Source organism: Pseudomonas sp. W17 (genome assembly GCF_040268305.1).
Taxonomy (GTDB): Bacteria; Pseudomonadota; Gammaproteobacteria; order Pseudomonadales; family Pseudomonadaceae; genus Aquipseudomonas; species Aquipseudomonas protegens.
Window position 1 is genome coordinate 5,244,306 of sequence record NZ_CP158490.1, and the last position, 20,836, is coordinate 5,265,141.

Here is a 20,836-nt window from a genome sequence, read left to right on the forward strand (position 1 = left end):
ATGAAAGCTCACGCCACGGCTTACAGCCAACGCCTGCTGCGCGGCCAGGCGCCGTCCTACGAACGCCTGCAGGCGCGCTTCGCCGAAGACGGCAGCGAACCCGGGTGCGAACCGATCGCGGTACATTGCGGTTGGGGCCGCCTGCTGATCGGCCATACCTTTCCCGACTCCACCAGCCTGGCCGGGGAGTTGCTCAACGAGCGACCTGGCGAGCGCGACATCGCTCTGTATGTGGCAGCGCCGCAACAGGTGCTCGGGCTGGAACCGGCGCAACTGTTCCTCGACCCTTCCGATACCCTGCGCCTGTGGTTCAGCGATTACCGCCAGGCCACTCGGGTATTCCGCGGTTTCCGCATCCGTCGCGCCCAGAGCGAAGCCGACTGGCAAGCCATCAACCAGCTGTACCAGGCCCGCGGCATGCTGCCCATCGACCCGCAACTGCTGACCCCGCGCCATCAGGGCGGGCCGGTGTACTGGCTGGCCGAGGACGAAGACAGCGGCGCGGTGATCGGCAGCGTCATGGGCCTCAATCACCACAAGGCCTACCAGGACCCGGAACACGGCAGCAGCCTCTGGTGCCTGGCAGTGGACCCCGACTGCAGTCGCCCGGGCGTCGGCGAAGTGCTGGTGCGCCACCTGATCGAACACTTCATGAGCCGCGGCCTGAGCTACCTCGACCTGTCGGTGCTGCACGACAACCGCCAGGCCAAGAACCTCTACGCCAAACTCGGGTTTCGCACCCTGTCGACCTTCGCCATCAAGCGCAAGAACGGCATCAACCAGCCGCTGTTCCTCGGCCCCGGGCCCCAGGCGGAGTTCAACCCCTATGCGCGGATCATCGTCGAGGAAGCCCATCGCCGGGGCATCGATGTGCAGGTGGACGACGCCGACGCCGGGCTGTTCACCCTCAGCCACGGCGGGCGCCGGGTACGCTGCCGGGAATCGCTGAGCGATCTCACCAGCGCCATCAGCATGAGCCTGTGCCAGGACAAGAGCCTGACCCACAAGGTACTCAAGGGTGCTGGCTTGAACCTGCCGGCGCAGCAACTGGCGGGCAACGCCGATGACAACCTGGGCTTTCTCGACGAGCACCAGCGGGTGGTGGTCAAGCCCCTGGATGGCGAACAGGGACAAGGCGTGGCGGTGGACCTGCGGACCATCGAAGAGGTGCAAAAGGCCATCGACCACGCCCGCCGCTTTGACAGCCGGGTACTGCTGGAAAGCTTCCACGAAGGCCTGGACCTGCGCATCCTGGTGATCGGCTTTGAAGTGGTGGCAGCGGCTATCCGCCGTCCCGCGGAAATCATCGGTGATGGTCAGCACTCCATCGGCGCGCTGATCGAAGCCCGCAGCCGTCGCCGCCAGGCGGCCACCGGCGGCGAGAGCAAAATCCCCCTGGACCAGGAGACCCAGCGCACCCTGCACGCCGCCGGCTACGACTACAACAGCGTACTGGCCGCCGGGGAGCGGCTGTTTGTACGGCGCACCGCCAACCTGCACACCGGCGGCACTCTGGAAGACGTCACCGGCATCCTTCATCCGACCCTGGCCGACGCCGCCATCCGCGCAGCCCGTGCCCTGGACATTCCCGTGGTGGGCCTGGACCTGATGGTGCCGGCGGCGGATCAGCCCGAGTACGTGTTCATCGAAGCCAACGAACGCGCCGGGTTGGCCAATCACGAACCGCAACCCACCGCCGAACGTTTTGTCGACCTGCTGTTTCCCCACAGCCAACCGGCGCCGTGATCCTTCGCCGGCAAGCCGGCTCCTACCCTCACTGGTAGGAGCTGGCTTGGCAGCGAAGGCGCCCCCTGGCCCTCCATCCATGCCCTCATCGAAACCATCGATGGCCGTTTCTCATCAGGAGTTTCCATGACCCGCAAGATTCCCGAACCCGACCTCGCCTACCTGCAGAAAGTCCTCCTGGAAATGCTCGCCATTCCCAGCCCCACCGGCTTTACCGACACCATCGTGCGCTATGTCGCCGAACGCCTTGAAGAACTGGGCATCCCCTTCGAGCTGACCCGTCGCGGCACCATTCGCGCCACCCTCAAGGGCCAGAAGAACAGCCCGGACCGGGCCGTCTCGGCGCACCTGGACACCATTGGCGCCAGCGTGCGCGCGGTGAAGGACAACGGCCGCCTGACCCTGGCCCCGGTGGGCTGCTGGTCCAGCCGCTTTGCCGAGGGCAGCCGGGTCAGCCTGTTCACCGACAACGGCGTATTGCGCGGCAGCGTCCTGCCGCTGATGGCCTCCGGGCACGCCTTCAACACCGCGGTGGACGAACTGCCCATCAGTTGGGACCACATCGAGCTGCGCCTGGATGCCTACTGCACCACCCGTGCCGACTGCGAATCCCTGGGGATAGGCGTGGGTGACTTTGTTGCCTTCGACCCCTTGCCCGAGTTCACCGAAAGCGGCCATATCAGCGCCCGGCACCTGGACGACAAGGCCGGTGTCGCCGCGCTGCTGGCCGCGCTCAAGGCCATAGTCGACAGCGGCGAGCCGCTGATGATCGACTGCCATCCGCTATTCACCATCACCGAAGAAACCGGCAGTGGTGCAGCAGCGGCCCTGCCCTGGGACGTCAGCGAGTTCGTCGGCATCGACATTGCCCCGGTCGCCCCGGGCCAGCACTCCAGCGAACATGCGGTGAGCGTGGCCATGCAGGACTCCGGTGGCCCCTACGACTATCACTTGTCCCGCCACCTGCTGCGCCTGGCCGGCGAACACGAGTTGCCGGTACGTCGCGACTTGTTCCGCTACTACTTCAGCGACGCCCATTCGGCGGTCACCGCCGGCCACGACATCCGCACTGCGCTGCTGGCCTTCGGTTGCGACGCCACCCACGGCTATGAGCGCACTCATATCGACAGCCTGGCGGCACTCAGCCGCCTGCTGGGGGCCTACATCCTCAGCCCGCCGGTATTTGCCAGCGACGCGCAACCGGCCCAGGGCTCACTGGACCGCTTCAGCCATCAACTGGAGCACGATGCACAAATGGAAAGCGATACCCGGGTGCCCTCGGTGGACAGCCTGGTGGGGCAGAAATCCTGAACCCGCCCCGGAGTTTGTGCACGCCCTGGCTGGCGGCACGGCCCCGGGCGCAGTAGGATCCCGGATTGTTTGCCGGAGGCCCCCATGCTGATTCCCCACGACCAACTTGAAGTCGACACCCTGACCCGCCTGATCGAGGACTTCGTGACCCGCGAGGGCACCGACAACGGTGATGAAACGCCCCTGGAGACCCGTGTGCTGCGGGTGCGCCAGGCCTTGACCAAGGGCCAGGCGGTGATCGTCTTCGATCCGGACAGCGAACAGTGCCAACTGATGCTCAAGCACGATGTGCCCAAGGAGCTGTTCGACTGACCCTACCCCCGGCCCAGCCCCCTGGGCCGGGTTATTCAGCCATTGGAAAAACGCGGGCCGAACAGAATCACACTGGCCCCGATCACGCACAGCGCCAGCCCCAGCCAATCCGAACCCAGGGGCCGTACCCGCTCCACCACCGCCAGCCAGCCAATCGAAGCGACGATATAGATGCCTCCGTAGGCGGCATAGGCGCGCCCGGCGTAGGTGGCCTCGACCTTGGTCAGCAACAGGGCGAACAGGGTCAGGCTGACCAGCGCGGGAATCACCCACAAGGCACTCTTGCCCTGACGCAGCCACATCCAGAACGCATAGCAGCCGGCGATTTCAAACAGCGCGGCGAGGAAGAACCACAGGTAATTGAGCATGCAGGAACTCGTCAGGATTGTCGGATGCCGGCAACCCTAACGACGCCCAGGGGGATTGGGCAAGCTCAACTGGCGCTTTGCTTGGCCTTGGCGCGCATCTTGTCGGCCATCAGGGTCATTTCGTCGTACAGCGCCTGGGGATTTTTCTGCTTCAGGGCCCAGGCCAAGCGGCCCTGCTCGTGGGGCAGGATCATGAACTGGCCGGCATCGACCTGGGCATGGATGTAGTCGGCGATCTCGGCGGCTGTGATCGGCGAGTTTTCCAGCAACTTGCCCACCTGGGCCTTCATGGCCGGCGTCGGTCCCCGGAAGGAGTCCAGCAGGTTGGTCTGGAAGAACGACGGACAGACCACATGCACGCCGATTTCCTGCTGCGCGAGCTCGATCAACAGGCTCTCGGAAAGCGCCACCACTCCGGCCTTGGCCACGTTGTAGTTACTCATGGCCGGGCCCTGCATCAAGGCCGCCATGGAAGCGATATTGATGATCTTGCCCTTGCTCTGCTCCAGCAGCGGCAGGAAGGCCTTGCAGCCCTTGACCACCCCCATCAGGTTGATCGCGATCTGCCAGTCCCAATCCTCCAGCGACAGTTCGCTGAAAAACCCGCCAGAGGCCACGCCGGCGTTGTTGACGATGATGTCGATGCCGCCGAACTTCACCTCGCAGGCCTGAGCGAAGGCGGTCAACTGGCTGTAGTCACGCACATCGCAGCGCTGCACAAAACCGTCACCACCGGCCGCACGCACCAGTTTCAGGGTTTCCTGCAGGCCCGCCTCGCTGACATCGGACAAGGCCAGCCGCCAGCCCTCGCGGGCCCAGCGCAAAGCGATTTCGCGACCCAGGCCGGAGCCGGCGCCAGTGATCATCATGCGATTTTGCATAAGAGTTGCCTTGTTGTTCCGGGGAAGATGAGCCGCAGTGTAGCGAAGGCCCCTGCGCCACCCACGCACCATCAGGGTGCTGAATGCCCCGGGCAAACCGCCGGCCCGGTGCCCCCGACCTGTCATCCGCCCCCCTGCTCCGGGCAGGCGCAAAGGAAATAAGACCAAAAGCGGAAAGCTTTAAAAATACTTGGAATTTTCTAGAAGGGCGCAGAGTCGGACTTATTAAGCGGTTCGCTTTATCCCTAAAACGAACTTGTCCTTGAATAACTGCGTTGTTCAACTCTATTCCAATAAGGAAACAGCCATGGGCACCATTCTGATCGTTATTCTGATTCTGCTGCTGATTGGCGGCCTGCCAGTATTCCCGCACTCCAGAAGCTGGGGTTATGGGCCTTCAGGAATCATTGGCGTCGTGCTGGTGGTGCTGTTGGTACTCTTGCTGCTGGGCAGGATATAACGCCCTTATTGCTCGCCCCAGAGCATGTTTGAACGTAAAAAGGCGCCGGTCTTCACCGGCGCCTTTTTATTAGCCCGAATAAAAAACACCCCACTTGTGGGGTGTTCTATTCACGCGGGCAACTTGCGCCAACCCCGCATGACAGGGCCGGCGCTGCAGCGTTTAGTCCGGTTTCCCGTTGACCACGCCTGCGGTGTTGTCGAGCAAGCTCTTGGTCGCCGTCTGCAGGAAGGATTCCAGCTTCTGCTTGAGCTGCGCCTCATCGGCAGAATCCGGGATCAGTTCGCCCCCCGGTGCCGAACCCAGCTCGTACTTGTACAGCCGTGGCGGCATTTCCTTGGGCAGCACCAGCACCCGGTCCGCCGTCAGCAGCGCTACGGTCTGGTCACTGCCCGAAGGCTTGATCACGCCGAAGCCCTTGTCGCCTTCCGGCAGGTTGAGCAGGTCGCGCCCCCAGCACTGGTGCAGTACGTCGCCACCCAGGCGACCCATGATGGTGGGCACGATGTCGATCTGGGTGCCCACGGTGTGGTCACGCTGGCCGAACTTTTCCTGGATGCCCGGAGCGATCATCAGCATGGGCACGTTGAAGCGCCCCAGGTCCATTTCGGTGATCTGCTGCTCGTTGCCGAAGCCATGGTCGCCCACCACCACGAACAGGGTTTCCTTGAAGTAAGGCTCCTTGCGCGCTTTCTCGAAGAACTGGCCCAGGGCCCAGTCGGAGTAGCGCATGGCCGTCAGATGTTCGTTGAGGCTGCCGCGGTCGGTCACCTTGTCCACCGGCAAAGGCGTGGGCAGGGCATACGGCGTGTGGTTGGACAGGGTCTGCAGCAGGGCATAGAACGGCCCCTTGCCTTCCCGGGCCTTCAACTCTTCCAGGCCGCGGTTGAACATGTCCTGGTCGGACACGCCCCAGGTCGGGTCGGAGAACACCGGATTGACGAAGTCGTTACGGCCGATGAAGTTGGTCATGCCCTGGTTGCTGAAGAACCCCGACTGGTTGTCCCAGGCGAAATCGCCGTTGTAGACATACACGTCATCGTAGTTGCGAGCACTGAGCAATTGCGGCAGGCCGGACAGCTTGTGGCTGCCTTCCGGGGTCTGCATCAGGTATTCGAAGCCAGGCAGGTTGGGGAAGCACGCCATGGTGGCGAACATGCCCTGGTGGGTGTGGGTGCCGTTGGAGAAGAAGCGGTCGAACAGCAGGCCTTCCTTGGACAGTTTGTCGAAGTACGGAGTGATCTCCCCCGGACGTCCCAGGGCACCCACCGAATGCCCGGCGAAGCTTTCCATCAGGATCACCACGACGTTCTTGATCGGCAGGGTCTTTTCCCCATCCGGCGTGTAGGTGCGGCGTACGGCGGCAATATCGGCATCCACCAGCTTGTCACTCGGCACCAGCAGCATGTCGCGCACGGTCTGCTGGGCCAGAGGCTGAGGCAAGGTGGCCTTCCAGATATTGGTGCGGTCCTCGGACAGACGATCCTTGGCCGCCGCCATCAGTTGCAGCGTGCCATTGAGGCCCAACTGGTTGGCGAAGTTGGATTCGGTGGTGTAGACGTCACCCCAACGCATCGGCGGGCCCTGGCGCAGAGTGCCACGGGCTGCAACCACGCAGATCAGCAGACACACCACGAACACCGCAATGCGCGCATACCAGGGGGCAATCTGCCGGGTGCCGACATTGCCGCCGCTGAACGGGCCGCGGGGCCGGGTGGCGCGGTCGGCCCCCTTGAATGCCAGGCTCAGGATCCAGGTGCCCACGGCCCAGGCCAGCAGGTAGCGGACCACCGGGAAGCCGTACCAGAGCATGCTCATCACGGTTTTCGGGTCTTCCTTCACATACTGGAAGACCAGGCCGTTGAGGCGCTGGTGGAACTCTCGGTAGAAGTCCATCTCCATCAGGCCGAGGAACAGCGCGATGCTGGAGGTGACTGTCAGCCAGAAGCGCAACACCCCGCGAGCCGCCATGGCCCGGGCGCTGAACAGCGCCAGCAGCAGCGGTACGCTGAGGTAGACCACCAGCCGCAGATCAAAACGCAGCCCGTTGGCAAACGCTTCGAGGAAGGTCGAGGCCGGAGTGTCGAGAATCATCTCGCGGTTATAGATCAGCAGCGCGACGCGCAACAGGGAAAGCATCACCATCATGACCAGGGCGCACAACAGCGTGTAGGCCAGATGGGATTTAACGGTCGGTTGCAGCAGGCGATTCGAGGATCGCTGCTGACTCAGGGCATCCGAGTTTGCCATGTGGTTTTAGGACCCATTGGAAGTTTAAGTTGCAAAGATAAAGCTGCGTTCTGCCCTCTTGTTGCCGCCAGGGCGACGGGGGAATTCGCGGTGCGCAAATGTTGCACGATCACTCAAGGCATTGCCATTGATTAGTGGGCAGCACCGAAAAACCCACTGCCAACGGCTCTGGGACAAGAGATTGCAGAGAGTTATACCGGGGAAAAAGCGCCGGCGAATTGTCTTAGAGCGTTTGTGAAAATTTCGTTCAACGCATGTTTAGTCACACAAAAAAGGGCCTGACGGCCCTTTTCCCTGTGCAACCTGCGTCTCCCGCTTCAGAGCCGCACATTGCCTCGCGGCCCGGCGATCGCCCAGATGATCAGCCCCAGCACCGGCAGGAGAATGATCAAGAGCACCCAGAGGACCTTCATCCCAGTTTCGGCGCCGCTTTTGAGTACGTTGATGATGGCCCAGATATCCAGGGCCAGAATGATCAGGCCAACCAGGCCATTGAAGGTGGAACCCATGGTGTCGCTCCCTAAATGATGGCGTGCCTCTTTAGGATAGCCGTGCTGGATCAGGGTTCCGTTTTATTCCACAGCCGCTCGGGCTTCAGACATGAACGGCGATCTTCAAGGCCTCCAGGGCCCGCGCTGCGGCGATCCCGACCTCGGCGCACAGCTCCAGCACCCGCGGCACGTCGTTGCCGTAGACCAGTACCATCTGCAACTCGTCATCCAGCAACTGGCTGAAGTTCATCAACACATAGCCGCCGTTTTCCGGGTTCATGCTGCCCATCTGGATCTGGATGCGGTTCAAGGCCGTCAGGGCTTCGATCTTGGCCAACTGCTTGGGCTTGATGTTGAAAGCCACGTCCTTGCCGAACGAGGCGACGATCTGGGCGAACAGGTCGACATAGGTATCGGCCTGAAACAACACGGTTTCCGGCAGGCTGCCGACCACCACCCATTCCCCCAGGGGAATGGGGAAACTGTCGTCGTAGTTGATATCCGGGTTGGCTGCCAGGAATCCCTGAGGGTCGGCGTAGGCCTGGCTCGCCTCCTCGGCGATCTGCTGGATCTCGGCATCGCCCATGCACCCGGAGCTGATCTTGCTAATGAGTTCGATAAGGGCGGTTTTCATGGGCACATCCTGGAAGCGAGGAAATCAAGGGGCGCGAAGAATAGCCTAAAGTGCCCGAGCTATCACGCCAGGCAGTACCTGACGCCCGCGCGCCCCGATCATCGCCGGCTCAGGCCAGGAGTTTTTCCAGCTGCGCCGTGGTATCCATGGCGCCCATGGTCTTGGCCGCTTCCAGGGCACTCACGCCATTGCTGTCGAGGGCCTTGGGGTCGGCGCCCTGGCTGATCAGGTAGGTGACGATTTCAGTGCGGTTGAACATCGCCGCCATCATCAGCGCGGTACGTCCGTCGAAGGACGAGCCTTCCACCTGGGCGCCCCCCTCCACCAGCGCCTTGACCACCGCCAGGTCGCCCTTGAAGGCAGCCCCGGCAATCGGGCTCTGGCCATTGTCGTTGCGGATCTCGGGGTCGGCCTGGTGCTTGAGCAGCACCTGCACCGCGTCCACATGGCCGTGATAGGCGGCGAGCATCAGCAGCGTGTCGCCCTTGTGATTGCGCAGGTTGACCGGCAGGCCACTGGCAGCCAGTTTGTCGAGCATCTGTGCGTCGCCCTGGCGGGCCACGTTGAACACCTGTTCGACAAACTGGGCGGCCTCTTCTTCAGTCATCTGGCGGCTTTTGTCGGTCATCGGAAACTCCAGGTTCGGCAATTCGGAAAGGCGCTAGTTTCCCCAAGCCGGCGCCAGCCTGTCATCCCTTTTTTCCCGAGAGCCACCATAGGCAGAATCAATAACGCAGGCGTCCACCCTGAATGTCCGCGAGAATCTGCGGGGTCAGCCGCACGTAGGTATCCGAGCCCGGCAACCAGGCATACACCGGCTCGTCACCGATTTGTTGCAGATCGAATGCCTGCTCCTTGAGGCGACTCTTCTGGTACTTGAAGGTGCCGGTGGTGTCCATCTTCACTTTGATCCGCAGGAACAGCGGCACTGCGTAGGCCGGCAACTGCTGCAGGGCGAACTGCAGCAACTCGCTGAAATCCAGGGTCGCCAGGGATTCTGCCGGAGTGATCGCCACCATCCCGGCCCGACCGTTGGTGTTGTGGATCTCGACCCCATAGGCCACCACCTCGGCAACCTGCGGGTGCCCCAGGAGGACGTTCTCCACCTCGGTGGTGGAAACGTTCTCGCCCTTCCAGCGATAGGTATCTCCCAGCCGGTCGACGAACTGCACATGGCCAAAGCCGATATCGCGCAGCAGATCGCCGGTGTTGAAGTAGCAGTCGCCCTTCTCGAATACGTCCTTGAGAATCACCTTGAGGTTCTTTTCCGGGTCGGTGTAGCCATCCAGGGGCGCCTTGTCGTCGATCTTCGCCAGCAACAGCCCCTGGCCGCCCTTGGCCACCTTCTGCATGAAGCCCTGGCTGTTGCGCAGCGGCGCGCCAGTATCGTGGGCGTATTCCACCAGCGCCCAGGGGATCAGGGAAAAGCCCACGGTATTGTCGAAGTTGAGGATGTTGCTGAAACCGATATTGCCGTCGCTGGCGGCATACAACTCACAGATATGACCGACGCCGAAACGTTGCTTGAACTCGCTCCAGACGCCCGGGCGCAGCCCGTTGCCGATCATCTTCGAGACCCCGTGCTCGGTATCCCGTGCGCAAGCCGGCTGGTCGATCAGGTAGCGGCACAACTCCCCGACATAACCCACGGTCGTGGCCTTGTAGCGGCGCACATCATCCCAGAACTGGCTGGCGCTGAATTTGCGGCGGATGGCAAAGCCCGAGGCGCCGGTAATCGCCGAGCCCCAGCACACGCACAGACCGGTGGCGTGGTACAGCGGCAAGGTGCAATACACCACGTCGCCGGGCTGCATATCCAGGGCGATGGTGCCGAAGCCGGCAGAGGTGCGCATCCAGCGCCCATGCTTGAAGATCCCGGCCTTGGGCAACCCCGTGGTGCCGGAGGTATAGATATAGAAGCAGGGGTCATTGAGGAAGATGCGCTGGGTCTGCGCCAGGTTGTCCGATGGGTAACCGACGCTCTCGGCCATCAGGTTGCGCATTCCCTCGGGGGTCGGCCCGGGGTCGGCAAAGGTGTCCTGATCGGCCACGAACCAGGTGCGCTGCGGATCGATGCCCACCTGCTCGCGTACCGCCGAGTAAGCGGCCTGCAGCTCGCCGCCGAGGATGATCGCCGCCGGTTTCACCAACGCCAGGCTGTGCGCCAGCACGCCCTGGGTCTGCGCGGTGTTGAGCATCGCGCAAATGCCTCCAAGCTTGGCCACCGCCAGCACCGTGACCAGCAATTCCGGGCGGTTCTCGATGAAGATCGCCAGCACATCACCCTTGCCGATGCCCTGCTCCTGCAGGTAGGCAGCAATGCGGTTGGCCCACTGATTGACCTGGGCATAACTGAGCACCCGGTCACCGTACAGCAAGGCCGGCCCCTCGGGGTTGCGCAGGGTCGCCTGCTCAAAGCTCCAGCCCAGGCCGCAGGGCTGGTCCGGGTTGTCGATATTGCCCGCCTTCATGCCCCGCACCACCCGCGGCAGTGCCCTGGCAATGGAGGGCACCTTACGCAGCATCATGCCCCAGGTGATCATGTCGCTCTTGTGCTTGTTCATGGTTGCTCCGGTTGCACAGCAAGGATCTGGGCCCGGGCCTGGCCGGCCGGGCGTTGGCAACAGCGGCGCAAGGCTCAACCGGGGGTAGCGATCCAGGGTGCGGCGAGCGGCACGCGGGAGCTGTGGATATCTCTCGCAAAGGGATGAAGGCAGGACAAGCGCAGGGCAGCAAAGAGCACCGGCGATGAGGCGCAGGAAAGGTTCATGGAGAGCGTCCTATGTTCTTATTATTGGTCGGGCGGGATAGCAAGATCGCGCCACAACACATTCCATGTCGCAGAAACGCCGTTCAAGCCACTTTCGCGGGGCCGCCGAGGCCAGGTTGAACCCACGTGACTGGCTGGAAAATACGTCAGCTCTCGCGACGCTGTACACGGGGTTTTTGCAAACTTTTGTATCTACCCTCGGTCTCCCCACGCAGCGTGCTTGTCCCCGCTTCAACGATTGAATTTTCCACCCTGGCCCGCGGTCACAACACTGCCACGGCACCCGCCAACAACCCCTGCGGACCTGCAAAATGCAGGATGCACGATGGCCATTCATGCAATTTGCACGAACAGGCGCTTTTTGGATTTTTATAAGCTATTGTTTTTAAAGGACATTTTAAAAAAACGATACTGGCACAATCGCTGCACCTATCACTCCACGCTTGCCCTTCAAGAGCTAACGGAGCTGATAGACATGAGCCTGATCCAAGAAAAATTTTCTTCCCTGTTCTCCAACTTCGAAGTGACCACCCAGCCACGCCCTGACGGTGGCATCCTGTTGACCCTGCGCAACAGCGAAGGCAAACAGTTCAAGCGTTCGATCTCCTACGCACAGTTGCACGCCGCCGACCAACTGTCGTGGGTCATCAGCGCAATTCGTCGGGACTTGGCCGAACAGGCCAGTGAGTTGCCACAGATCTCCATGCTGCAAAGCCAGAACCGCTTTGCCCTGCCGACTTACCACTGCGCGTAAGCCGCTTGCGCTGCACCTGACCGGGCCGGCCCCACCTTGCGTGGGCCCGGTCCGTTGACGTTGTGCTCCCCGCTCAATCGTCCAGGCGCGGGAACTGGCTGGCGATCGCGTCGCCGGTCAGGCTTGCGTTCCAGCCCTGGGGGTTGTTGAACATGCGGATGGCCACCAGGTTCGGCCGCTCGCCCATGTCGAACCAATGGGCGGTGCCCGCCGGCACCGAGATCAGGTCATTCCTCTCGCACAGTACGGCGTACACATAGTCATCGATGTGCAGGTTGAACAGGCCCCGGCCCGCAACGAAGAAACGTACTTCATCCTCGCTGTGGCGGTGCTCATCGAGAAAGCTGGCGCGCAGCTCGGCCTTCTGCGGATGGTCTTCATCGAGGCTGATGACATCCACGCCGACGTAGCCACCCTCGGTCATCAGGCGATCGACCTGCTCCTGATAGGCGCTTATCACTTCTTGCTGGCCGGTGCCCGGTGCAACACGCGTGGTGGCAGGCCAGCGGTCGAAACGAATCCCCTGCTCGGCCAGGGTGGCAGCGATATCGTCGAAGTGGGTCAGGACCTTGTTCGGCAGGTCCGGACTGGATACGTGGTAGACGGACAGGCTGCTCATTACGGCAACTCCTCTTGCATGCGGGTGGCAATGATAACGGCTGCGGCCAAGGCTGCGACGCTGGCAATACTAAAGGTCAATGTGGGGCCCAGGGCATTCCAGCTATAACCCGAATACAGGGCCCCCAGGGCGCCCCCGGTTCCCGCCAGGGCCGCGTACAACGCCTGGCCCTGGCCTTGCTGGCGGGCACCGAAACTGCGCTGCACAAAATGAATGGCGGCGGCGTGGAAACTGCCGAAGGTCGCCGCGTGCAGCACCTGAGCCAACAACAGCACCCCGAGGTGTTCCGCCAGGCTGCCCAGCAGCAACCAGCGCAGAGCTGCCAGCAGGAAGCTCGCCAGCAGCACCCGCCGCACGGAAAAGCGCGCCAGAAGCCAGCTCATCGCCAGAAACATCAACACTTCGGCCACCACACCCAGGGCCCAGAGCATGCCGATCACCCCGCGGGTATAGCCCAGGCGCTCCAGGTGCAGAGTCAGGAAGGTGTAATAGGGGCCGTGGCTCATCTGCATCAGTGCCACGCACAGGTAGAAGGCCAGCACACCGGGGCTGCGCAGTTGCCTGACAAAGCCCTCCCCGGCGTGCCGCGGCCCCTGCACCCGAGGCTGGGCGTTAGGCACCCACAGGCTGCTGAGGACGATGCCCGCCATGATCACCACCAGCGCTACCGGGTAGATGTCCAGGCTCAACCACTCGAACAAACGCCCCAGGGCCACCACGGTAAGAATGAAGCCGATGGAGCCCCAGAGGCGGATCTGGCTGTAGCGCGAGGCCTGGCCTTGCAGGTGCGCCAGGGTGATCACTTCGAACTGCGGCAGCACCGCGTGCCAGAAAAAAGCATGCAGGGCCATGACCATGGCCAGCCAGGCATAGCTCTTGTCGACGAAGATCAGGGAGAAACAGACCAGGGTGCAGAGCGCACCAAAACGCACGATCGCCAGGCGCCGCCCGGTGTAGTCCCCCAGCCAGCCCCAAAGGTTGGGCGCCACGCAGCGCATGAGCATGGGAATGGCCACCAGTTCGCCGATGCGCGCACTGGAGAACCCCAGGTGATCGAAATACAGCGCCAGGAATGGCGCGGTCGAGCCCAGCAGCGCGAAATAGAACAGGTAGAAACTGGAAAGCCGCCAGTAGGGAAGTGCCGCCACGGCCTTCAGACCGTGGCGACTGGCAGGACCGGCATTACAGCTGGCCCAGCACCGGCGTGCTGACGCGCACGTCGGCATTCTGGCCGCGGTGGCGCAGCAGGTGATCCATCAGCACGATGGCCATCATCGCCTCGGCGATCGGCGTAGCGCGAATGCCCACGCATGGGTCGTGGCGCCCCTTGGTGATCACGTCCACCGGGTTGCCGTCGATATCGATGGAACGCCCGGGGGTGGTAATGCTGGAGGTCGGCTTGAGCGCCAGGTGAGCGACGATCGGCTGCCCCGAGGAGATGCCGCCCAGAATGCCGCCGGCGTTATTGCTGAGGAAACCTTGCGGGGTCAGTTCGTCACGGTGCTCGGTGCCGCGCTGGGCAACGCAGGCGAAACCGGCGCCGATCTCCACGCCCTTGACCGCGTTGATACTCATCAGCGCATGGGCCAGCTCGGCGTCCAGGCGATCGAAAATCGGCTCGCCCAGGCCCGGCATCACCCCTTCGGCCACCACGGTGATCTTCGCTCCGACCGAATCCTGGTCTCGACGCAACTGGTCCATATAGGCTTCCAGTTCCGCAACCTTGTCCGGATCAGGGCTGAAGAAGGCGTTGTTCTCTACCGAATCCCAGGTCTTGAAGGGAATCTCGATCGGGCCCAGCTGGCTCATGTAGCCGCGAATCACGATGCCCTGGCTGGCCAGGTACTTCTTGGCAATGGCCCCGGCCGCCACGCGCATGGCGGTTTCCCGGGCCGAGCTGCGGCCGCCACCACGGTAGTCGCGGATGCCGTACTTGTGGTGGTAGCTGTAGTCGGCGTGAGCCGGGCGGAACAGATCCTTGATCGCCGAATAGTCCTTGGACTTCTGATCGGTGTTGCGGATCAACAAGCCGATGGAACAGCCGGTGGTCTTGCCTTCGAACACCCCGGAGAGGATCTCGACCTCGTCGGGTTCCTGGCGCTGGGTGGTGTGGCGGCTGGTGCCAGGCTTACGCCGGTCCAGGTCACGCTGCAAGTCCTCCAGAGTCAGTTCCAGGCCCGGCGGGCAGCCGTCGACAATGGCGACCAACGCCGGACCATGGCTTTCGCCCGCGGTGGTGACAGTGAACAGCTTGCCGTAGGTATTGCCGGACATGCAGGGAGCTCCGTGAAATCAGCCGAAATAACTCAATCTGGATTAGCGCGTGCGCCAGTATACGCAGGCTACCCAACTAGTTCATCCTCGAACCTTCTGCCTGTTACCGAGTCAAACCGGCACCTTATCCATGATGGCGCGATGATGCTGCGAGTTCTTCTCTTGAGCCTTTCCCTGTTCACCGGCCTGGTTCATGCGGCCGTCCTGCAACGCCCCGTGAGCCTGGACACCGGGCACGGTGAGCTGTACGGCTCGCTGCTGCTACCCAAGTCCGAGCAGCCGGTGCCGGTGGTGCTGATCATTTCCGGCTCCGGCCCCACTGACCGCGACGGCAACAACCCCGATGGCGGGCGCAACGACAGCCTCAAGCGCCTGGCCTGGGTACTGGCCAAGCACAACATCGCCAGCGTGCGTTATGACAAGCGCGGAGTGGCCGCCAGCCTCGCCGCGACCCCGGACGAACGTAACCTGACCCTGGACGCCTATGTCGCGGATGCCGTGGCCTGGGGCAACAAGCTCAAGGCCGATCCACGCCTGGGCCAACTGATAGTCCTGGGGCATAGCGAAGGCGCACTGATCGCCACGCTGGCGGCACCGCAATTGAATGCCGCAGGCGTTATCTCGATCTCCGGAACCGCCCGCCCGGTGGACCAGATCCTGCGCCAGCAGTTGAGCTACCGCCTGCCACCGGCGCTGATGCTGCGTAGCAATGAGCTGCTGGACAGCCTCAAGGCCGGCAAGGTCGACCCGGATGTGCCCCCTGCCCTGCAAGTCATCTTTCGCCCCAGCGTGCAGCCTTACCTGATCACCCTGTTTCGCGAAGACCCGGCGGCGGCCTTCGCCCGCCTGAAGATGCCGGCGCTGATCATCCAGGGCAGCAACGACATCCAGGTCAGCGTCGATGACGCCAGGGTCCTCAAGGCCGCCAAACCGGATGCGCAACTGGCCCTGATCGAAGGCATGAACCATGTGATGCGCATCGTGCCCAATGACCTCAAGCGCCAGCTGGCCTCCTACAAGGACCCGCAATTGCCGCTGGCAGCGGAACTGGGCAGCGCGATCATCGATTTTATTGACGGACTTCACACCCGTTAGGCTGTTTTTGCCCTCCAGTCCTGAAAAAAACGGCCGATAAGCCTTTGCCGGCCGTTCAATTGCTGTCGGCGCGCAGCGATTGGACAGGATCTCGCCGTTATGACTGATACCCCGAACTCACCCGCCACCGAGCAGGAAGCCGCCGCCCCGGAAGCGCCGCCGCTGCCGTGGGCCGATGTGCAGGCCGAACACCACAAGATGCTGCGCCTGGCACCCTTGCAGACCGATCGCGCCACGGGCGGACGGCCTCTGCGCTTTGTCGAGTTCGGTTATGCCGAACGCAACAACAAAGAGCACAGCCTGCTGCGCATGACCATCAGCCTCCCCGGCCAACGGGTGCGCAAGGAACAGAATCACCTGGACGTGTGGGTAGAGCACGACACTCGCCGGGTGCACTTCGAGCCCGAAGGCGGCCTGCAGGTCGAACCGCTGAACCGCGGAATCGGCCGTTTCCTGCTGGCCCAGGCAGCGCAGTGGGCCCAGAAGAAGTGGCCGCACTACCGGGTCGACGGCTTCGACCTGGCGAACAAGGATGCCCTCAACGAAGACACGCGCCTGCGTCGTGACCACGTGCTGCGCACCCAGGGTTTCGATGTGGTGTATGCCGATGCCCAGCACCTCAAGGGCAGCGTCAAGGATGTCCAGGTGGGTGAACTGCTGGGCCAGTGGAATAGCGAAAAGCTGCAGTTCGTGGAGATTCTGGAAGCGGCGCAGATGCTCCAGCAGGCCGAACAGAATCTTGAAGAACTGGAAGTGAAGCTGCGCAAGCAGGAAGAGAAAGTCACCAAGTACAAGCGCGAGGACACCGGTCTGCGCTTCACCATCACCTGCCTGGTGGCCTTTGCGGTATTCCAGGCCGGGCTGCTGATCTGGATTGCGACTCATCGCTGAGCCGCAACGCCTGACCGCCACAGGCCCGCGTTGCGCGGGCCGGCAATCGGCTCAGACCCGGGACGCGAACAACGCCTGATGGTCGCGGCACTGCTCCGCGGTCAGCATGAACACACCGTGGCCACCGCGCTCGAAGTCCAGCCAGGCGAAGTCGACCTCCGGGTACAGCGCCTCGACATGCACCTGGCTGTTGCCCACCTCGACAATCAGCAAGCCCTTCTCGGTCAGGTGGTCCGCCGCCTCGGCCAGCATCCGCCGCACCAGGTTCAGGCCATCCTCGCCACAGGCCAGGCCCAGTTCGGGCTCGTGCTGGTATTCATCCGGCATGTCGGCGAAGTCTTCGGCATCGACATAGGGCGGGTTGGACACGATCAGGTCGAAGCGCTGCCCCGGCAGGCCATCGAAACCGTCGCCCTGGACCGTGAACACCCGCTCATCGACGCCATGGCGCTCGATGTTCTGGTTGGCCACTTCGAGGGCTTCGAAGGACAGGTCCGCCAACACCACCTCGGCATCACGGAATTCATAGGCACAAGCGATACCGATGCAGCCGGAACCGGTACACAGGTCGAGAATCCGTGCCGGCTCGCTGCCCAGCCAGGGCTCGAAACGTTTTTCGATCAGCTCGCCAATCGGCGAACGGGGAATCAGCACGCGCTCATCGACAATGAACGACATGCCGCAGAACCAGGCCTCGCCCAGCAGGTAGGCGGTAGGCACGCGTTCCTGGATACGGCGCTTGAGCAGGTGCTGCACATGGACCAGCTCGTCGTCTTCCAACGCGCAATCAAGGTAGCTGTCGGCAATTTCCCAAGGCAGGTGCAAGGCGCCGAGCACCAGTTGACGGGCCTCGTCCCAGGCATTGTCGGTACCATGGCCGAAGAACAGATCCTCCCCATGAAAGCGGCTGACAGCCCAGCGGATATGGTCGCGCAAGGTGCGCAGGCGGGAAGTGATCACGGGACAGACTCCTGACAAAACGACCGGCGATTCTAACAGCCAAAACGCTTGCCGACGACGAATGAAAAACCAGCGACGGGCAATAGTGTTCAAGCGTTTTTTTGCTCGGGAAGGCTGCATACCTTGCCCCACTTGACAAGGCTGCAGGCCAGCAACGGCGCACCTTACGTTAGTAGCGATTCACAGAAGCGCTCCGCCAGAGGACAATGGCGCAAAAGCCCCACTCACAGGAGCCCCAGAATGTCCGTTCCAAAGACGATGTTTCAACTCAGCGGTCGTGGTTATGCAGCGGCCAATTTGAGCCACGCGACCCTTGTGATCATCGACGCCCAGAAAGAATACCTCAGCGGCCCGCTGGCCCTGTCCGGCATGGACGCGGCAGTGGCCAACATCCGCCAACTGCTGGCCGCGGCCCGGGCTGCCGGTCGCCCAGTGGTGCACGTACGCCACCTCGGTACCGTCGGCGGCCTGTTCGACCCACAAGGCGAGCGCGGCGAATTCATTCCCGGCCTTGAACCCCAAGGCGACGAAACCATCATCGGCAAACTGCTGCCCAGCGCGTTCCACGGCACCGAACTGGAAAAGCGCCTGCAGGACCTCGGTTCCCTGGACCTGATCGTCGCCGGATTCATGAGCCACTCCAGCGTCAGCACCACCGTGCGCGCGGCCAAGAACCTGGGCTTTCGCTGCACCCTGGTAGAAGACGCCTGCGCCACCCGCGACCTGCCCTACAAGGGTGGCATCCTCAGCGCCGAGCACGTTCAGCAAACCGAAATGGCAATCATGGCCGACAACTTCGCCACCCTCGCCCAGACCGCAAGCCTGATCTGATCAGCCCTGGTGAGCGGCTGGCGGGCCGCTCATCCATAAACCCCTCGCCTTTGCAGCAATTGCCTTAGCCTCAGGAACCACCCGGTCAACTTCCGGTCGAAGGGCCGATACCCATTGAGGAAGGTCGGAATGAAGATATCCGATGGTTTTGACGCACGCCGATTGCGGCCCAAAAGCCCGCGAAACTGGCGGTTGCGCCTGGGTGCGGGATTCTCCGCGCTACTGGCGACATTTGGCGTGCTGCTGGCGATGGCCGGTACTGCAAGCCTGCTGGGCCGTGCCCCGGCGCTGGGGGAAATGAATGCCAGCCCGGCGGGCTCGACGGTGATCCTGGTGGTTGGCCTGTTGCTGCTGTATGTCGGCGTACGCTTGTGGCGGCGCTGCCGGCGGCGCATGCGCCAGCCCCTGGCGCTGAACATGGCGCCGCACCTGATGAAAAAACACGACTGACATTCCCGAGGCGCGATTTGCGCGCCTTAAGGTGTTCCGAGTTGGGTAAACTAGCCGCCCTTCGCGGAGGCTGACATGCAAGACGACGATTTTTCCCTGTTCAAAAACGAGATCCGCGGCGTCAAGCCGATCAAGCACGATCGTGCCGATACAGGCAAACCCAAGAGCGACCGGGCGCAGATCGCCAAGTTGCGCCAGGCGGCCACCGTATGCAGCGAGACCACCACGGTGGACGGGCTGTCCGACCAGTTCGTCATCGACGTGGGGCCGGAAGATGAGCTGATGTGGGCCCGCGACGGGGTTCAGGAAAGCCAGATGCGCAAGCTGAAAATCGGCCAGATCCCCTTTGAAGGCAGCCTCGACCTGCATGGCATGACCGTGGAAAAGGCCCGGGAAACCCTCTGGGCCTTTCTCGCTGAAGCCACCCAGTTCGAAATCCGCTGCGTGCGCGTCACCCACGGCAAGGCTGTGCGCCTGGACGGCAAACGACCGATGATCAAGAGCCATGTCAACACCTGGCTGCGCCAGCATCCGCAGGTGCTGGGCTTCACTTCCTGCCAGGCCAGGCATGGCGGTACCGGGGCGCTGTACGTCATGCTCAAGCGCACCATGATGGAAGGCCGTGACGAATAAAGCCGCTGCATCACGCTTGCAGCGTCGTGTCCGCCACCGTACCCTTGCCCTTTGCGTAAAATCCCACAGGTAGTTTCATGTCCCTGGAACAGAATTACACCGCGATCCTCGGCCAACTGGGCGAGGACGTCTCCCGCGAGGGCCTGCTCGACACGCCCAAGCGTGCCGCCAAAGCCATGCAGTACCTCTGCCGCGGTTATGCCCAAACCCTGGAAGAGGTCACCAACGGTGCCTTGTTCAGCTCCGACAACAGCGAAATGGTCCTGGTCAAGGACATCGAGCTCTACTCGTTGTGCGAACACCACCTGCTGCCGTTCATCGGCAAGGCCCACGTCGCCTACATTCCCAGCGGCAAGGTCCTGGGGCTGTCGAAAGTCGCGCGCATCGTCGATATGTATGCCCGCCGCCTGCAGATCCAGGAAAACCTCAGCCGGCAGATCGCCGACGCCGTCCAACAAGTGACCGGCGCCCTCGGGGTGGCCGTGGTGATCGAGGCCAAGCACATGTGCATGATGATGCGCGGTGTGGAGAAACAGAATTCGTCGATGATCACCTCGGTGATGCTGGGCGAGTTCCGCGAGAATGCCGCGACCCGCAGCGAATTCCTCAGCCTGATCAAGTAACAGGCTGCAGGCGAAAAAACCGGCGTTGATCGCCGGTTTTTTTTCGCCCGGGAAAAATCAGGTAAGCTGCCGCCCCTTCATTCATGGGCAAGAGGCAATAACCGTGATCGTCAAAGCGCTGCGAGTCGGCCTGGGCCAACTCATCATTTTCATCGACTTCATCACCCGCCCACGCAAGCAGCAGCGGGACGCCGCCGCTCAGGCGCAAGTCGCGGAAGCCGCCAAGGGCCTGACCCTGTACCAGTTTCACGCCTGCCCGTTTTGCGTGAAGACCCGCCGTACCCTGCATCGCCTGAATGTGCCGGTGGCCCTGCGCGACGCAAAAAACAACGAGCAGGACCGCCAGGCCCTGTTGGAGCAGGGCGGCAAGATCAAGGTGCCATGCCTGCGCATCGAAGAGAACGGCCAGACCACCTGGATGTATGAATCCAAGGTGATCATCGATTACCTGAACCAGCGCTTCGCGACCGTCTGACGCCCTCC

At 62.6% G+C, this 20,836-nt stretch carries 23 protein-coding genes; 12 read left to right on the forward strand and 11 right to left on the reverse strand.

Annotated elements, in window-relative coordinates:
- The 3 genes from ngg (at window position 1) to ABCR88_RS23890 (ending at window position 3,369) form a co-directional block, all read left to right on the forward strand.
- On the forward strand, window positions 1-1,746 hold the full coding sequence (ngg, locus tag ABCR88_RS23880) for an N-acetylglutaminylglutamine synthetase (RefSeq protein ID WP_350403625.1): 1,746 nt from the start codon (window positions 1-3) through the stop codon (window positions 1,744-1,746).
- Between the two features lie 126 nt (window positions 1,747-1,872).
- Window positions 1,873-3,057: an osmoprotectant NAGGN system M42 family peptidase gene (locus ABCR88_RS23885; protein WP_015636583.1), complete on the forward strand. Its 1,185-nt coding sequence runs from the start codon at window positions 1,873-1,875 to the stop codon at window positions 3,055-3,057.
- An 84-nt stretch (window positions 3,058-3,141) separates the two neighbouring features.
- Window positions 3,142-3,369 (forward strand): YheU family protein, encoded by a 228-nt coding sequence (locus tag ABCR88_RS23890; protein ID WP_011062606.1) that lies wholly within the window; start codon window positions 3,142-3,144, stop codon window positions 3,367-3,369.
- 35 nt (window positions 3,370-3,404) lie between these two features.
- On the opposite strand, the gene ABCR88_RS23895 is transcribed toward ABCR88_RS23890, so the two are convergent.
- On the reverse strand, window positions 3,405-3,737 hold the full coding sequence (locus ABCR88_RS23895; RefSeq protein ID WP_011062607.1) for a YnfA family protein: 333 nt from the start codon (window positions 3,735-3,737) through the stop codon (window positions 3,405-3,407).
- A 65-nt stretch (window positions 3,738-3,802) separates the two neighbouring features.
- Complete coding sequence (locus ABCR88_RS23900) at window positions 3,803-4,618, reverse strand: SDR family oxidoreductase (RefSeq protein ID WP_236183940.1); 816 nt, start codon at window positions 4,616-4,618, stop codon at window positions 3,803-3,805.
- Window positions 4,619-4,925: 307 nt separating this feature from the next.
- Between ABCR88_RS23900 and ABCR88_RS23905 the strand changes: the two genes are divergently transcribed.
- On the forward strand, window positions 4,926-5,078 hold the full coding sequence (locus ABCR88_RS23905; protein WP_007945780.1) for a DUF3309 family protein: 153 nt from the start codon (window positions 4,926-4,928) through the stop codon (window positions 5,076-5,078).
- Between the two features lie 162 nt (window positions 5,079-5,240).
- Here ABCR88_RS23905 and ABCR88_RS23910 read toward each other — a convergent pair whose 3' ends face one another.
- From ABCR88_RS23910 to ABCR88_RS23930, 5 genes are all read right to left on the reverse strand, one after another.
- Window positions 5,241-7,328, reverse strand: coding sequence for an LTA synthase family protein (locus tag ABCR88_RS23910; RefSeq protein WP_011062610.1), 2,088 nt, complete (start codon window positions 7,326-7,328; stop codon window positions 5,241-5,243).
- 317 nt (window positions 7,329-7,645) lie between these two features.
- Window positions 7,646-7,837 (reverse strand): PLDc N-terminal domain-containing protein, encoded by a 192-nt coding sequence (locus tag ABCR88_RS23915; RefSeq protein WP_015636585.1) that lies wholly within the window; start codon window positions 7,835-7,837, stop codon window positions 7,646-7,648.
- 85 nt (window positions 7,838-7,922) lie between these two features.
- Window positions 7,923-8,453 (reverse strand): hypothetical protein, encoded by a 531-nt coding sequence (locus ABCR88_RS23920; protein ID WP_350403626.1) that lies wholly within the window; start codon window positions 8,451-8,453, stop codon window positions 7,923-7,925.
- Between the two features lie 109 nt (window positions 8,454-8,562).
- On the reverse strand, window positions 8,563-9,081 hold the full coding sequence (locus tag ABCR88_RS23925) for an ankyrin repeat domain-containing protein (protein WP_093407781.1): 519 nt from the start codon (window positions 9,079-9,081) through the stop codon (window positions 8,563-8,565).
- Window positions 9,082-9,178: 97 nt separating this feature from the next.
- Window positions 9,179-11,017 carry a long-chain-acyl-CoA synthetase gene (locus ABCR88_RS23930; protein WP_350403627.1) on the reverse strand — a complete coding sequence of 613 codons (1,839 nt, stop codon included), beginning with the start codon at window positions 11,015-11,017 and terminating at the stop codon, window positions 9,179-9,181.
- Window positions 11,018-11,698: 681 nt separating this feature from the next.
- Here ABCR88_RS23930 and ABCR88_RS23935 point away from each other — a divergent pair.
- Window positions 11,699-11,977 (forward strand): DUF3509 domain-containing protein, encoded by a 279-nt coding sequence (locus ABCR88_RS23935; RefSeq protein WP_015636588.1) that lies wholly within the window; start codon window positions 11,699-11,701, stop codon window positions 11,975-11,977.
- 73 nt (window positions 11,978-12,050) lie between these two features.
- Here the strand turns inward: ABCR88_RS23935 and ABCR88_RS23940 are convergent, their stop codons facing one another.
- The 3 genes from ABCR88_RS23940 to aroC are packed head-to-tail and all read right to left on the reverse strand — an operon-like array spanning window position 12,051 to window position 14,870.
- The gene (locus ABCR88_RS23940; protein WP_041119435.1) at window positions 12,051-12,596 is read right to left on the reverse strand and encodes an acireductone dioxygenase; all 546 of its coding nucleotides are present in this window, start codon (window positions 12,594-12,596) and stop codon (window positions 12,051-12,053) included.
- Window positions 12,596-13,744 carry an MFS transporter gene (locus ABCR88_RS23945; protein ID WP_041119436.1) on the reverse strand — a complete coding sequence of 383 codons (1,149 nt, stop codon included), beginning with the start codon at window positions 13,742-13,744 and terminating at the stop codon, window positions 12,596-12,598. The genes ABCR88_RS23940 and ABCR88_RS23945 overlap by 1 nt, the downstream gene beginning before the upstream one ends.
- Before the next feature lie 34 nt (window positions 13,745-13,778).
- Window positions 13,779-14,870 (reverse strand): chorismate synthase, encoded by a 1,092-nt coding sequence (aroC, locus tag ABCR88_RS23950; RefSeq protein ID WP_011062618.1) that lies wholly within the window; start codon window positions 14,868-14,870, stop codon window positions 13,779-13,781.
- A gap of 141 nt (window positions 14,871-15,011) precedes the next feature.
- Here aroC and ABCR88_RS23955 point away from each other — a divergent pair, with 141 nt between their 5' ends.
- Together ABCR88_RS23955 and ABCR88_RS23960 are read left to right on the forward strand one after the other, a co-directional pair.
- Entirely contained in the window at window positions 15,012-15,965 is a 954-nt protein-coding gene (locus tag ABCR88_RS23955; protein ID WP_015636592.1) for an alpha/beta fold hydrolase, read from the forward strand.
- A 99-nt stretch (window positions 15,966-16,064) separates the two neighbouring features.
- Entirely contained in the window at window positions 16,065-16,856 is a 792-nt protein-coding gene (locus ABCR88_RS23960) for a hypothetical protein (RefSeq protein WP_011062620.1), read from the forward strand.
- Between the two features lie 51 nt (window positions 16,857-16,907).
- On the opposite strand, the gene prmB is transcribed toward ABCR88_RS23960, so the two are convergent.
- On the reverse strand, window positions 16,908-17,816 hold the full coding sequence (prmB, locus tag ABCR88_RS23965) for a 50S ribosomal protein L3 N(5)-glutamine methyltransferase (protein WP_041119437.1): 909 nt from the start codon (window positions 17,814-17,816) through the stop codon (window positions 16,908-16,910).
- 240 nt (window positions 17,817-18,056) lie between these two features.
- On the opposite strand from prmB, the gene ABCR88_RS23970 reads away from it, so the two are divergent.
- From ABCR88_RS23970 to ABCR88_RS23990, 5 genes are all read left to right on the forward strand, one after another.
- Window positions 18,057-18,647 (forward strand): cysteine hydrolase family protein, encoded by a 591-nt coding sequence (locus ABCR88_RS23970; RefSeq protein WP_011062622.1) that lies wholly within the window; start codon window positions 18,057-18,059, stop codon window positions 18,645-18,647.
- 129 nt (window positions 18,648-18,776) lie between these two features.
- On the forward strand, window positions 18,777-19,097 hold the full coding sequence (locus tag ABCR88_RS23975) for a hypothetical protein (RefSeq protein ID WP_041119438.1): 321 nt from the start codon (window positions 18,777-18,779) through the stop codon (window positions 19,095-19,097).
- A gap of 75 nt (window positions 19,098-19,172) precedes the next feature.
- Window positions 19,173-19,730, forward strand: a complete 558-nt coding sequence (locus tag ABCR88_RS23980) for a Smr/MutS family protein (RefSeq protein ID WP_350403628.1) — start codon at window positions 19,173-19,175, stop codon at window positions 19,728-19,730.
- A 77-nt stretch (window positions 19,731-19,807) separates the two neighbouring features.
- Complete coding sequence (gene folE / locus ABCR88_RS23985) at window positions 19,808-20,353, forward strand: GTP cyclohydrolase I FolE (protein WP_011062625.1); 546 nt, start codon at window positions 19,808-19,810, stop codon at window positions 20,351-20,353.
- Between the two features lie 103 nt (window positions 20,354-20,456).
- Window positions 20,457-20,828, forward strand: coding sequence for a glutathione S-transferase N-terminal domain-containing protein (locus ABCR88_RS23990; RefSeq protein WP_041119439.1), 372 nt, complete (start codon window positions 20,457-20,459; stop codon window positions 20,826-20,828).
- Window positions 20,829-20,836: the final 8 nt, after the last annotated feature.